This window comes from Segniliparus sp. (assembly GCF_051660745.1).
GTDB lineage: Bacteria > Actinomycetota > Actinomycetes > Mycobacteriales > Mycobacteriaceae > Segniliparus.
In genome coordinates this window covers 384910-397457 of the sequence record NZ_JBOFQF010000028.1, presented here as the reverse complement: position 1 = coordinate 397457, position 12548 = coordinate 384910, and the positions used below count along the sequence as shown (strand labels likewise).

Here is a 12548-nt window from a genome sequence, read left to right as displayed (position 1 = left end):
ACCCAGGAAAAGCGGCTTACACTGGACACATGCAGCTGCCGCAGTGGGTCGCGCGATTGAATCGCCGAGTCACGAACCCAGTCCTCGGGACGATCGCGCCATGGGCGCCGCTCTTCGGGGCGATCAAACACGCCGGGCGCACCAGCGGGCGGGCGTACTCGACTCCCGTGGTGCTCTTCGACGCTCCCGAAGGCTTCCTCGTCGTCCTCACCTACGGTCCCGACCGCGACTGGCTCAAGAACCTCGCGGCGGCGGGCGGCGGCGAGGTCGTCCATCGCGGCGCGACCTTCGGCATCGGGCCGCCACAGGTGCTGCCGAGCGCGGCCGCGAACCTCGCCGGACTGCCGAAGGCCGTCGTCGGCCTCGGGAATTTCGAGTCGGTCGCGGTCCTGCCCAAACGCTGAGCAAAGCCCGGGCTCTGCGCCCCGGGAATAACTCACGGAGCAGCGCCGTTCACCGGATTATGGCATAATGGGGCACTGCGGCGCAGGCGCCCAATGCAGAACGAGCCCGGCGCAGAACGAGGAGATGACGGACATGGCTGATCGAGTGTTGCGCGGATCAAGGCTCGGAGCGGTGAGCTACGAGACCGATCGGAACCACGACCTCGCGCCCAGGCGGATGGCGAAGTACCGCACCGAGAACAACGAGGAGTTCCTCGTCCCCTTCGCTGACGACGCCGAGATCCCGCCGACCTGGCTGTGCAAAAACGGCCAGGAGGGCTACCTCATCGAGGGCGACGAGAACGTCGAGGTCAAAAAGCAGAAGCCGCCGCGCACCCACTGGGACATGCTGCTGGAGCGCCGCACCACCGACGAGCTGGAAGAGCTCCTGAAAGAGCGGCTCGAATTCTTGAAGCAGAAACGCCGGGTCACCGGAGTCTGACCCGGGTCGCCGGAATCCGATCCGGCTTCCCAACCCGTCGCCGGGCGGGCAGGCCTAGCGCCGCCCGCCGAACCGGTGGTCGAAGCCCCAACGGGCCACTTTGAAAAAGGCCTCGAAGACGATGTCTTTGCTCATCTTCGAGTAGCCGATCTCGCGCTCGGTGAAGGTGATGGGCGCTTCCGCGACGGTGAAGCCAGCCTGCTGGGCCCGCCACGCCAGGTCGATCTGGAAGCAATAGCCGCGCGACTCCACCGCGTCGAGGTCGATCTTGCGGAGCACCTCGGCCCGGTACGCGCGGAATCCGCCGGTGATGTCTTTCACGTGGGTGCCGAGCACCAGTCGCGCGTAGACGTTCGCGCCGCGCGAGAGCACTTCGCGCTGCTTCGGCCAGTTCACCACGGTCCCGCCCGGCACGTAGCGCGAGCCGATGACGAGGTCCGCGCCCGCCTCGACCTTGTCGAGCAATCGCGGGAGCTGCTCCGGAGCGTGGCTGCCGTCCGCGTCCATCTCGACGAGCACCGCGAAGCCGCGCTCGAGCCCCCACCGGAAGCCCGCGATATACGCGGAGCCGAGCCCGCCCTTCCCGGTGCGGTGCATCACGTTCAGCCGGGGCTCGTCCTTCGCCAGCTCGTCCACGATCTGCCCAGTCCCGTCCGGGCTGCCGTCGTCCACCACCAACGCCTCGACGTCCGGGTTCGCCGCGAACAGGCGCGGAAGGATGCGGACGATGTTCTCCCGCTCGTTATAGGTGGGGACGATCACCAACGTCCGACCAGTCGCTTTGGGCGTCATGCTCTTCCTACTTCTCTGCGAGCTCAAGCGGCTCTTCAGCTTGCTCTGTGGACTGGGCCAGCCCAGTGGATTGGGCCAGCCTACCGCGTCGAATCCCAAGGACGAAACCAGCGAACGTGAACGCGAGGAGGAGGCCGTCCAGCCAGGGCAGCACATAGGTGGCGGGGGTTCGCTCCGAGCGCAACGGCACGTCGGCGGCCAGCCATGCGGGCTTGATCTTGCCCGTCTCGGCGACCATGCGCCCGTCGGGGAGGATGATCGCCGAGACCCCGGTCGTCGCCGCCACCACGACCGAGCGGCCCAGCTCGACCGCGCGGATCCGCGAGGCCGCCAATTGCTGGTAGGTCATGTCGCTGTCGCCGAACGTCGCATTGTTGGTCGGCACCGCGATGATCTGCGCCCCGTTCCGCACAGCGCCGACCAGCGCGCGGTCGAAGATCACCTCGTAGCAGGTGGCGACCCCGACAGGGACCTGGCCGCCCTTCGCGACCGGGGCCCGGACCACGCCGTCCCCCGTGCCGGGGACGAACCTGCCCGCCCGGTCGGCGTATGGGGAGAACAACCGGAAGAAGCCGCGCATCGGCAGGTACTCCCCGAACGGCTGGAGGATGATTTTGTCGTGGCGGTCCACCGGTCCCGACTGCGGGTCCCAGACCAGCACGGTGTTGTGCGGCGCCGCCTCGTCCGAGGTGTCGAGCGTGCCGACCAGGATCGGCGCGCCCAAGGCCTGCGCGGCCCCGGTGATCCGGTCCCCCGCCCACGGGTAGACCACAGGGTCGATGTCGGAGGCGTTCTCCGGCCAGACCACCAGCTGCGCTTTCGGCGCGGCCCCGGCTTGCTCCTGGCCCGCGAGCCGGAGCGACTCGTCCACATGCATCATGAGCACCGCCGTCGGCCGGTCGTTGAAGTCGAGGCCGAGCTTGGGCACCCCGCCCTGGACCGCCGCGACTTCGAGCCGCCGACCGCCGTCGGGGTCGGGCTGTGCCGCCTTGCCGACGAGGACGCAGCCGAGCAGCACGGCGGCGGTCGCCGCGAACACGCCCCATGCCCGCCCCGGACGTTTGTCCGGGATGCCCCGCGCGAGCCCGGCGGCGATCAACGCCACAACGAACGAGAGGAAGCTCGCGCCGCCGAGCGTCGCCGCCGGGGCGAGCCAACCCCCCGCCTGGCCGAACGCGAGCCGCCCCCACGGGAAGCCGCCGAACGGCCAGCTGCCCCGCAGCCACTCGCACGCCGTCCATGCGCTCGCGACGAAGAACGGCCAGAACTTCACCTCCCAGAGCCGCACCGCGATCCAGCCGAACAGTCCTGTGTACAGCGACAGGAAGGCGCAGAGGGCGAGCCAGGGACCGCTGCCGACGAAGATTCCCGTCCACGAGAGGAGCGGCGCGAAGAACCCGAATCCGAAGGCGTAGCCGGACCAAAAGCCGGTCAGCCGTCGCCGCGCGCCGCGCAGTTCCGGCCGGAGCAGGATGAAGAAGAACGCGAGGAAGACCGGGGCGGCCCACCACAGCTTGTCGTGCGGCGGGAAGGTGTCGGCGAGCCCGTAGCCGCTCAGCGCGGAGCCAATCGTGCGCACACCCCACTGAAAGCCCCGCCGATCCAGACGGATGAGATTCAAGGCGGCAGGCGACGTGGCGTACGAAGACGGCGAGGAACGAGCCGGGGTACGCGAGGAGCCGACAACGCCGGAGATCGCGGTCTGGGCGGTGGGAATGTTAAATCGCATGCGCGACATCTCCGTCCACAACGACCATCTTGCACGACGGAGCGCCTGCGGACAGATCCGGCAGCGGGGCCTGATGTGTGCGCCGGTCTGTGGACCAGCTGTTCGCCCGGCCCGGCCCGGCCTCGGCGTACCCCTCGACCGACCACACCGCGAACGTCGCCCCCGCCCCCGGGACGAGCGTCCCGGCGAACTGGTCCCTGCTGCCTGCGGCGCGCCGCCCGCCCCTGGTGGCCGCGAGGAACGCGGCTCGCGCCGAGATCCTCGACTCGGGCCGGTGGTGGTTCGCCGCCGCGCGGACCCAAGCCCACGGGTCGACGTCGGTGACCGGCGCGTCCGAGCCGAACGCCAGCACCACCCCCGCCGACGCGAGTTGCGCGAAATCGTTCAGCCTGCTGGCCCGCTCCGCGCCGAGGCGTCCTTCGTACATCCCGCCCGGTCCGCCCCAGAGCGCGTCGAAGAGCGGCTGCATGCTCGCGGCCACCCCCCATTGCCCCAGCAGCCGGGCGTGCTCCGCAGTCGTCATCTCGGCATGCTCCAAGCGGTGTCCGCACCGGGCGAGGGCGGGGCCGCCGACATCGGCTGCCACCGCGCCGAAGGCCCGGACGACCGCAGCCATGGCCGCGTCGCCGATCACGTGGAAACCCGCTGGCACGCCCGCCTCCGTGGTCGCCCGCACATGCGCCTCGACCGCCTCGGGGCTGAGATACGCGTTGCCGTGCCCGCCGGTCGAGAGGTAGGGCTCGGAAAGCCACGCGGTGCCCGACCCGAGCGAGCCGTCGACAAAGAGGTCGCCCGCGAGGCCTGCGGCTCCGGTCTCGGCGAGCAACTCGCGGGCCTGGTCGGCTGTTTCGACGGCTTCGCCCCAGTAGCCGACGCGCGCGACGGGGTGCTCGGCCCCGAGGAGCGCCGCCAGGTCCTCCTTGCTGGAGATCTCGGGGCCCGCGCACTCGTGGACCTCGACCACGCCTCGGGCGAGCGCGTGGTCGAGCGCGGTCTGCCGCGCCGCCGCGCGCTGCTGCGCGGACAGCAGCGCCTTGGCCGCCGCCCGCACCAAATGGTGCGCCTCGCCGGTCAGCGGGGCCTGCGGGTGGAAACCCTTGGCCTGGGCGAGCCCGGGAACAGCGGCGCGAAGCGCGGCGGAAGCGGCGGCGGAATGCACGTCCACCCTCGGGCTGTACACCATGGCGCCCGGCGCGACGGCTTCGAGCTCGTCGGTCGTCGGCGGCTCGGGCACATCCCATTTCGACTCGTCCCATGTCCCAAGCCAGACCAGCTCGCCCGCCTTGCGCCGCGCGTCGGCCCCGTACGCCCGCAAGGCCTCGGCCCGCGAGACCGCTCCGCCGAGCCCTCGGGCCGCGAAAGCGAGGCCCGCGTCGGCGAGGTGGACGTGCGCGTCCACGAACCCCGGCGCCACGAACGCGCCGTCGAGCGGGACGAGGTGCGCCTGCGGGAACAGCTCCCGCGCCGCGCGGTCCTCGCCGAGCCAGGCCACCCGGCCGTCTTGGACGGCGATCGCGGTCGCTTCCGGAGCCGTCGGGCTGTGGACTCGTCCGCCGTAGAAGACGGTGGTGGACAGTTCGGTGGACACGAACATCCAGTGTGCCAGACTCGGAGCCATGTCACTGATGCTCGTGGACGCCGCTGGCTTGTGGTTCCGCGCTTTTTACGCTTTGCCCGAGTCGATCACGTCGCCGGACGGCCGCCCGGTCAACGCCGTCCGAGGCTTTTGCGACATGCTCGCCGCGCTCGTCGAGCGCGACGGCCCGAAACGGCTGGCCGTGTGCCTCGACCTCGATTGGCGCCCGAGATTCCGGGTGGAGCTCCTGCCCGAGTACAAGGCGCACCGCGTCGCCCCCGGCGGCGATCCCGACGCTGCGGGCGCGGGCCCCGGCGAGGCGGAGCCGGAGTCGCTGGGACCCCAGGTCGGCATGATCCTCGCGCTGCTCGACGCGGCCGGGGTCGCCACCGCAGGCGCGGACGGCTTCGAGGCAGACGATGTCATCGCGACGCTCGCGGCCCGAGAGCGCCGCGACGGCGTCGTCGTCGTGACCGGCGACCGAGATCTTCTGCAACTGGTCGCCGACGACCCGGCGCCTGTCCGAGTGCGCTATATCGGGCGCGGCGTGGCGAAGTCGGAGTTGTTCGGGCCCGCCGAGGTCGCCGACCGCTACGGCGTGCCGCTCGAACGGGCAGGAGTCGCGTACGCGGAGCTGGCGGTGTTGCGGGGCGACCCGTCAGACGGGCTCCCCGGCGTGGCCGGAGTCGGCGAGAAGACCGCGTCGAAGCTGGTCAGCGCATTCGGCAGCCTCGCAGCCGCGCTCGAAGCCGCCAAACGCGGCGAGGTGTCCTCGGCCAAAGCCGCCTCTGCCCGTGTCGAGGGCGCGCTCGTCGCCGCTGAGGACTACATCGACCGGGCGGTGCGCGTGGTCCTCACCCGCGAGGACGCCCCGGTCCGATTGGACCGCGACGACGCGATCTCGTCCCAGCCCGCAGACCTGGCGCGGTACACAGCGCTCGCCGAGGAGCTCGGGGCGGGCGCGTCCGCGCGCCGATTGCTCGAAGCCCTTTACGGCTGATCCGCCGGACCAACCTGGTAGTCGCCGTCGTCGTTGGTGAACTTGGCCTTCACCGTGGTCTGCTTGCCGTCCTTCTTCAAGGAGCAGGTGAACGTGCTGTCCTTCTCCACCTTGATGACGCTGCCGAGATCGGGGCATTTCACATCGGTGATGTTGGTTTCGCCGTATCCGTTCGGCGCGGCGGCCGTGAGGACGCCCTTCACGTCCTTGGCCGCTTGGCTGGTGTCGAGCACCTTCTGCCTGCCGAAGAACCAGAGCCCGACGAACCCGAGGACGCCGACGAAGACGAGGACGCCGACCCCGATGAGGACGCCTTTGAGCGCTCCCCCGCCTTGTTGCTGCGGAGCCCCGAACCCCGGCTGCCCGTACGGCCCAGGCTGCTGCGGCTGGCCATAGGGCGACGGAGCCTGCTGCGGCTGCCCGTACGGCCGCTGCTGCGGCTGGCCATAGGGCGACGGAGCCTGCTGCGGCTGCCCGTACGGCCCAGGCTGCTGCGGCTGGCCGTACGGCGACGGGGGCTGCTGCGGCTGCCCGCCATAAGGGCTGCCGCCGTAGGGCGACGGGGGCTGCTGGGGCTGGCCGTACGGGTTGCCGGGATTGCCTCCTGGGGCCCCATACGGGTTTGACGGGCCGTACGGTCCAGTCATGCGATCAAGCTCCTTCACCCTCTTGACCAGGCATGTCGCCCTAGTCGATAGAACTTCGCCCATTATTGCACACAGGGGTCGCGCGGATCGTCGAGACTTCTGCCCCCACGACGGCGCGACCGCTCCGAGAGGAGCCCGGGGTTTGCCCGCACAGCCCTCGGCGCGAGGCGCTGAGATCTTGTTGATGACTCGATAACATAGGCGTAGTGGTTGCGTCACCACCGCCGACGACCCTCGGAGACTATGGCGAGCACCCCGAAATTTCTCCAAGGCGTTTTTCCGTTCTCCGGCGAGGGCCTCTCGAAACCTGCCCTCATCGACCCCGCCTTGGTCTACACCGTGCCCCCGGGGACCACGGCCCAGCCGCTGTATTTCCGGGGCGGCAACTCCACGGACGAGCTCGTCGTCGTCTCGCTCTGGCGCGACGGGGCCCCGATGCGCCACTTCCCCATGGGCGCCCGCTCGGGGGTGAACATCCCGTTGCGGGTCGTCGAAGACGTCGACCCGGATTCCAGGCTCGAACTCGTCGTCGCGGCGCCCGCGGGCACTGCGGGCGAGATCGTCGTCGACTTCGGACTCATGGAGGTCTGACCGTGACAGCGCAGAACCAGCAATCCGACCAGCGGCGCAAGCTCGTCGTGATCGGCAACGGCATGGCGGGGGCCCGCGCCGCCGAGGAGATCATCGCGCGGGGCGGCTCGGACCTCTTCGAGATCACGATGATCGGCGACGAGCCCTACGGCAACTACAACCGCATCATGCTCTCGCATGTGCTCTCCGGCGAGACGACGCTGGAGAGCGAGGACTTCTTCCTCAACCCGATGAGCTGGTACCGCGAGCACGGCGTGCGCCTCTACGCCGGGGACCGCGCGGTGAAGATCGACCGGTTTGGCAAGACCGTCGTCTGCGAGAGCGACCGGGAGATCCCCTACGACGTCCTCGTCGTCGCGACCGGCAGCAATGTCTTCTACCCCAACATGGACGGGCTCCGCGAGGCGGACGGCAGGCTCGGCAGAGGGGTCTTCGGCTTCCGGACCATCGCCGACACCAACGGCATGCTCGACCTCGCGTCCTCCCGCGACCGCACGACCGTCGTCGTGGTCGGCGGAGGCCTCCTTGGCCTCGAAGCCGCGTACGGCCTGCAGACCCAGGGCCTGGACGTGACCGTCGTGCACTCCCCCGGCCACTTGATGAACCAGCAGCTCGACGAGCGCGGCGGGTCGATCCTGCGGTCCCGGATCGAAGAGCTCGGCATCGTGGTGCGCACCTCGGCGCGCACCACCGCAGTCGTGCGCGACGAGCAGGACGAGATCACCGGCGTGCAGTTCCAAGACGGCGAGGTCATCCCCGCCGACATGGTGGTGGTCGCGGCGGGCATCCGCCCGAACACCGAGCTGGCCCGCTCCGCCGGGCTCGTCGTCGAGCGCGGAGTCGTCGTCGACGACCAGATGCGCTGCGAGGACGAGGGGTCGATCTACGCGATCGGCGAATGCTGCCAGCACCGGGGCGAGACCTTCGGCCTCGTCGCGCCGGTGTGGGAGCAGGCGATCGTCCTCGCCGAGCACCTCACCGGGAAGGACCCGAAGGCCGCGTACCACGGTTCGCGCCTGACCACCAAGCTCAAAGTGGCAGGCGTCGACGTCGCCGCGATGGGCGTGAAGGGCCCGGAGCGCCCGGACGACGAGTTCGTCCAGTTCTACGAGCCCAAGAGCGGCACCTACAAATCCGTCGTGGTCCGCGACGGGAAGCTCATCGGCGCCATGCTCCTCGGCGATGTGAGCAAGGTCGGCTTCCTCTCCCAGGCGTTCGACGACAAGGTGGCCCTGCCGGAGGAGCGCATCAGCATGCTCTTCGACATGGGGACGCCCTCCGCTGCGGCCGGGGCCGCCGAGCTCGCCGACGACGCCCAGGTCTGCAACTGCAACGGCGTCACCAAGGGGCACATCGTCGCGTGCGTCGAGGCGGGCGCGACCTCGCTCGGCGAGGTGGTCGCGAAGACCCGCGCGGGGAAGGGCTGCGGCTCCTGCAAGGGCCTGGTCGCCGACATCGTGGCGTGCGCGGCGGGCGGCGCGCTCACCGCCGACCCAGCCGCCGACTACTACGTGCCGTGCATCCCGCTGACGAAAGCCCAGCTCTTCGAGGAGGTCAGGGCCCGCGACCTGCGGGCGGTCTCGCAGGTCTTCGCGGCGCTCGCCCCGAACGGGGAGGACGCCTCGGCGAAGATGGCGCTCGCCTCGCTCCTGCGGATGGTGTGGGGCCCGGACTGGGTGGACGAGCGCGGCGCGTTGTTCATCAACGACCGGGTGCACGCCAATATCCAGAAGGACGGCACGTTCTCGGTGGTGCCGCAGATGAAGGGCGGGGTCACCACGCCCGACCAGCTGCGCAAGATCGCCGATGTGGCGGACAAGTACAACGTCCCCATGGTCAAGGTGACCGGCGGGCAGCGCATCGACCTGCTGGGGATCAAAAAAGAAGACCTGCCGAAGGTCTGGGGCGACCTGGGCATGCCGTCCGGGTACGCCTACGGGAAGAGCTTCCGCACGGTGAAGACCTGTGTCGGGCGCGATTTCTGCCGCTTCGGCCTCGACGACTCCACCGGCCTCGGGATCAAGATCGAGGAGCGCTTCCAAGGCCTCGAAACCCCCGCGAAACTCAAACTCGCCGTCGCCGGATGCCCCCGGAACTGCTCGGAGGCGCTGTGCAAGGACTTCGGCGTCGTCGCGGTCGGCGACGGCCGATGGGAGATCTACGTCGGCGGAGCGGCCGGGGCGCATATCCGCAAGGGCGACCTCCTGGCCACCGTCGGCTCCGCCGAGGAGGTGCTCGTCGTCGCGAGCCGGTTCATCCAGCACTACCGCGAGGACGCGAAATGGCTGGAGCGCACCTACACCTGGGTGCCACGCGTCGGCCTGGACGAGCTCAAGCGGCTCTTGGTCGAGGACGCGGAAGGAATCTGCGAGGGGCTCGAGGCGCGTATGCAGCAATCGGTGGACGGATACCGCGACCCCTGGCTGGAGCGCGCCGAGCCGAAATCTCCGGCGCAATTCCAGTCGGCCTTGCCGCTCGTGCCGTTGCCGCTGGTCCCGATCCGCTCCGGCGACAAGCCGGCCGCGAACATGGAGGCAGGCAGCCGTGGCTAGACCTTTGCAGGTGGACAGCGTTTCTCCTCCGCCGCAGGCGGGCGAGGCCCACGACGTCGGGCCCGTCTCCGACCTCACGCCGGGCGAGGGCCGCGCGTACGCGGTGGACGGCGCGCAGATCGCCGTCTTCCTGCTCGACAACGGCGAGCTTCGGGCCACCTCCGCCGTCTGCCCGCACAAGGCCGGGCCGATCGCGGACGGCCAAGTCGACCTCGGCGTGGTGGTGTGCCCCTTGCACCAGTACGCCTTCAGCCTCGCGAGCGGCCTGTGCACCAGCGAGGGAGTCGGCAGGCTCGCGGTCTACAGCGCGTGGGAGCAGAACGGCCGGATCCTCGTCTCGCTCGGCGGCTGACCTGGGCCGGGCCCGCCCCGGTTTGGGCGCGGCGATCCTGTGTCTTCTGTAACAACTGGAAATTCCTGGGGCCGCGTCTTCGCCTCCATCCCACGTCGGAGCCGATGCGGCCGCGCGCGTCAGTGATTCCCGGCGGACATGGGACCCCCTCTTGTGGTATGCAATGGGGTAGAGAACGCGGACACTACAGGAGGCGAACCGCATGAGCCAGACCCCACAAGAGACTCCTCGGCGTGTGGTGGTGATCGGATCCGGTTTCGGCGGGGTCAATGTCGCGCAGGCCCTCGACGGGGCTCCCGTCGAGGTCACGCTCATCGCCAAGACCACCCACCACCTCTTCCAGCCGTTGCTCTACCAAGTCGCGACCGGCATCCTCTCCGAGGGCGAGATCGCCCCGCCGACCCGGCTGATGTTCGCCAAGCAGAAGAACGCGAAAGTGCTCCTCGGCGACGTGGAGCAGATCGACACCGCGTCGAAGACCGTGGTGTCCCGGATCGCGGGGTCGCGCCGCCGTGCCGCGACCGTGGTCGCCACGCCGTACGACACGCTGGTGGTCGCCGCGGGCGCCGACCAGTCCTACTTCGGCAACGACCACTTCTCCGAGTTCGCCCCCGGCATGAAGACCATCGACGACGCGCTCGAGCTGCGCGGACGCATCGTCGGCGCGTTCGAGCTCGCCGAGGCGACCAACGACCCCGTCGAGCAAGAGCGGGCGCTCACCTTCGTCGTGGTCGGCGCCGGTCCGACCGGCGTCGAGGTCGCGGGCCAGATCGCCGAGCTCGCCCACCGCACGTTCAAGAACGCGTTCAAGAACATCGACGCCCGCAAAGCGCGGATCATCCTCCTCGACGGCGCGCCCGCCGTGCTTCCCCCGATGGGCGCGAAGCTCGGCCTCAAGGCGAAGCAGCATCTTGAGAAGATCGGCGTGGAGGTCCGGCTCGACGCGATCGTGGTGGACGTCGACCAGGACGGCGTCACCTACAAGGACAAAGAGGGCAACCTGCACACCATCGCCACGAAGTGCAAAGTGTGGTCGGCCGGGGTGTCTGCCAGCCCGCTCGGCAAGCAGCTCGCCGCGCAGACCGGGGTCGAGCTCGACCGCGCGGGCCGGGTCGTCGTCGACAAAGACCTGTCCCTCCCCGGCCACCCGGACATCTTCGTGATCGGCGACATGGCCTCGGTCCCCGGCGTCCCCGGCATGGCCCAGGGCGCGATCCAAGGCGGCAAGCACGTCGCGAAAATGATCAAGGGCGACTTCAAGGGCGAGCCCCGCACGCAGTTCAAATATCTCGACAAAGGCTCGATGTCCACCATCTCCCGCTTCTCCGCGGTGGCGAAGGTGTGGAAGTTCGAGTTCTCCGGTTTCTTCGCCTGGGTGCTCTGGCTCTTCATCCACCTGTACTACCTGGTCGGGTTCAAGAGCCGGTTGACGACGACGCTGTCCTGGCTGGCCGCCTTCATCACGCCGGGCAGGGCGCAGCTCACCATCACGCACCAGCAGATCCAAGCCCGTATCGCGCTTTTGGAGCGCAATGCGATCCTGCGCGAGCAAGCGGCGGCAGCGGCCGAGGAGACGAGCGAGAACAAGGCGGCTCCCGAAGTTGGCGGCGCGTCCGAGATCGAATCCTCGGCGCCCGTCTCGAAAGCCGCTTCGAGCTAGACGACGAGCAGGAGGGCGCGGCCAGCGGCTCGGTCCGCGCCTTCCCTCTCATCGGCAGGCCGCGCTCTCGCGCCGCCTGCGCCTCACGGTCTCACGCTCGGCCGTTCACGCCCAGTCCGGGCATGCCTGCGTGCGCCAGCTGTTTGCCTTTCACGAGCTTTCTCGTGGTCAGGTCGACGGAGTAGCGGGCGGGCTCCGCCAAGGCCTCTTCGTCGACGTGCAGCACCTGCAACTGTTCTGCGGGCAATCCCAGCCTCTTCGCCTCCGCCAAAGTCTGAGCTTCGAGCTCGGCCTTCGACGTCGGGGCAGCGCCTTCGATCGTCACGACGCGATGCAGGTGCCGTATGCTCCCGTCTCGCGGGTCGAAGAGCAGGCAGGAACTGACCGACTGCACCTTGTGCAGTCCTGTTGAACTGAATTCCATGACTTCACCTATCCCCAGTAATCCATGCGGCCGATGAGCCACGCCTCTTGGTCCGAACCGGTCGCCGTGGCGAACGTGACCGAACTGATGTGGTCGTAGAACACTGCGGGCCAGCTTGTCCAAGCGCCGAAATCGATATCCTTGTCCGTGCCGTTGGACAGACGGCGGCGGTAGTGCATGATTCCGGCGTAATTCGTGCCTCCGCCGCTTTGTCCGTACAAAGCGGTCTCAACGGCGACATTTGCGGGCGGGATATTCACCTGGACCGTGTAATACCCGTTGCCCCAGGCTGTGAAGGTGTGCCAATCCGTGCCGACGATACTCAAACGAATCACCTCAT

Annotated in this window: 13 protein-coding genes; 7 read left to right on the top strand and 6 right to left on the bottom strand. The window is 69.2% G+C overall.

The window, feature by feature from the left end:
* The first annotated feature begins 29 nt into the window (after nt 1-29).
* Complete coding sequence (locus tag ACRC20_RS09410) at nt 30-404, top strand: nitroreductase family deazaflavin-dependent oxidoreductase (RefSeq protein ID WP_438686091.1); 375 nt, start codon at nt 30-32, stop codon at nt 402-404.
* Between the two features lie 133 nt (nt 405-537).
* Nucleotides 538-885: an RNA polymerase-binding protein RbpA gene (locus tag ACRC20_RS09405; RefSeq protein WP_438686090.1), complete on the top strand. Its 348-nt coding sequence runs from the start codon at nt 538-540 to the stop codon at nt 883-885.
* A gap of 54 nt (nt 886-939) precedes the next feature.
* Here the strand turns inward: ACRC20_RS09405 and ACRC20_RS09400 are convergent, their stop codons facing one another.
* The 3 genes from ACRC20_RS09400 to ACRC20_RS09390 all read right to left on the bottom strand — a co-directional run bounded on the left by ACRC20_RS09400 (nt 940) and on the right by ACRC20_RS09390 (nt 5000).
* Nucleotides 940-1677: a polyprenol monophosphomannose synthase gene (locus tag ACRC20_RS09400; RefSeq protein ID WP_438686089.1), complete on the bottom strand. Its 738-nt coding sequence runs from the start codon at nt 1675-1677 to the stop codon at nt 940-942.
* Between the two features lie 7 nt (nt 1678-1684).
* Nucleotides 1685-3256, bottom strand: a complete 1572-nt coding sequence (gene lnt, locus ACRC20_RS09395; protein WP_438686088.1) for an apolipoprotein N-acyltransferase — start codon at nt 3254-3256, stop codon at nt 1685-1687.
* Between the two features lie 139 nt (nt 3257-3395).
* Nucleotides 3396-5000 (bottom strand): amidohydrolase, encoded by a 1605-nt coding sequence (locus ACRC20_RS09390; protein WP_438686209.1) that lies wholly within the window; start codon nt 4998-5000, stop codon nt 3396-3398.
* A gap of 31 nt (nt 5001-5031) precedes the next feature.
* On the opposite strand from ACRC20_RS09390, the gene ACRC20_RS09385 reads away from it, so the two are divergent.
* Entirely contained in the window at nt 5032-5982 is a 951-nt protein-coding gene (locus tag ACRC20_RS09385) for a 5'-3' exonuclease (protein ID WP_438686208.1), read from the top strand.
* On the opposite strand, the gene ACRC20_RS09380 is transcribed toward ACRC20_RS09385, so the two are convergent.
* Complete coding sequence (locus ACRC20_RS09380; RefSeq protein ID WP_438686087.1) at nt 5973-6629, bottom strand: DUF4333 domain-containing protein; 657 nt, start codon at nt 6627-6629, stop codon at nt 5973-5975. The genes ACRC20_RS09385 and ACRC20_RS09380 overlap by 10 nt on opposite strands.
* A gap of 243 nt (nt 6630-6872) precedes the next feature.
* Here ACRC20_RS09380 and ACRC20_RS09375 point away from each other — a divergent pair, with 243 nt between their 5' ends.
* From ACRC20_RS09375 to ACRC20_RS09360, 4 genes are all read left to right on the top strand, one after another.
* Complete coding sequence (locus ACRC20_RS09375; protein ID WP_438686086.1) at nt 6873-7220, top strand: molybdopterin oxidoreductase; 348 nt, start codon at nt 6873-6875, stop codon at nt 7218-7220.
* Between the two features lie 2 nt (nt 7221-7222).
* Nucleotides 7223-9772, top strand: a complete 2550-nt coding sequence (gene nirB / locus ACRC20_RS09370; protein ID WP_438686085.1) for a nitrite reductase large subunit NirB — start codon at nt 7223-7225, stop codon at nt 9770-9772.
* 10 nt (nt 9773-9782) lie between these two features.
* Complete coding sequence (locus tag ACRC20_RS09365) at nt 9783-10124, top strand: Rieske (2Fe-2S) protein (RefSeq protein ID WP_438686207.1); 342 nt, start codon at nt 9783-9785, stop codon at nt 10122-10124.
* Nucleotides 10125-10326: 202 nt separating this feature from the next.
* Nucleotides 10327-11784, top strand: a complete 1458-nt coding sequence (locus tag ACRC20_RS09360) for an NAD(P)/FAD-dependent oxidoreductase (protein WP_438686084.1) — start codon at nt 10327-10329, stop codon at nt 11782-11784.
* A gap of 91 nt (nt 11785-11875) precedes the next feature.
* Here ACRC20_RS09360 and ACRC20_RS09355 read toward each other — a convergent pair whose 3' ends face one another.
* Both ACRC20_RS09355 and ACRC20_RS09350 read right to left on the bottom strand, forming a co-directional pair.
* Complete coding sequence (locus ACRC20_RS09355) at nt 11876-12208, bottom strand: hypothetical protein (RefSeq protein ID WP_438686083.1); 333 nt, start codon at nt 12206-12208, stop codon at nt 11876-11878.
* Between the two features lie 8 nt (nt 12209-12216).
* The gene (locus tag ACRC20_RS09350; protein WP_438686082.1) at nt 12217-12534 is read right to left on the bottom strand and encodes a hypothetical protein; all 318 of its coding nucleotides are present in this window, start codon (nt 12532-12534) and stop codon (nt 12217-12219) included.
* Nucleotides 12535-12548 lie beyond the last annotated feature (14 nt).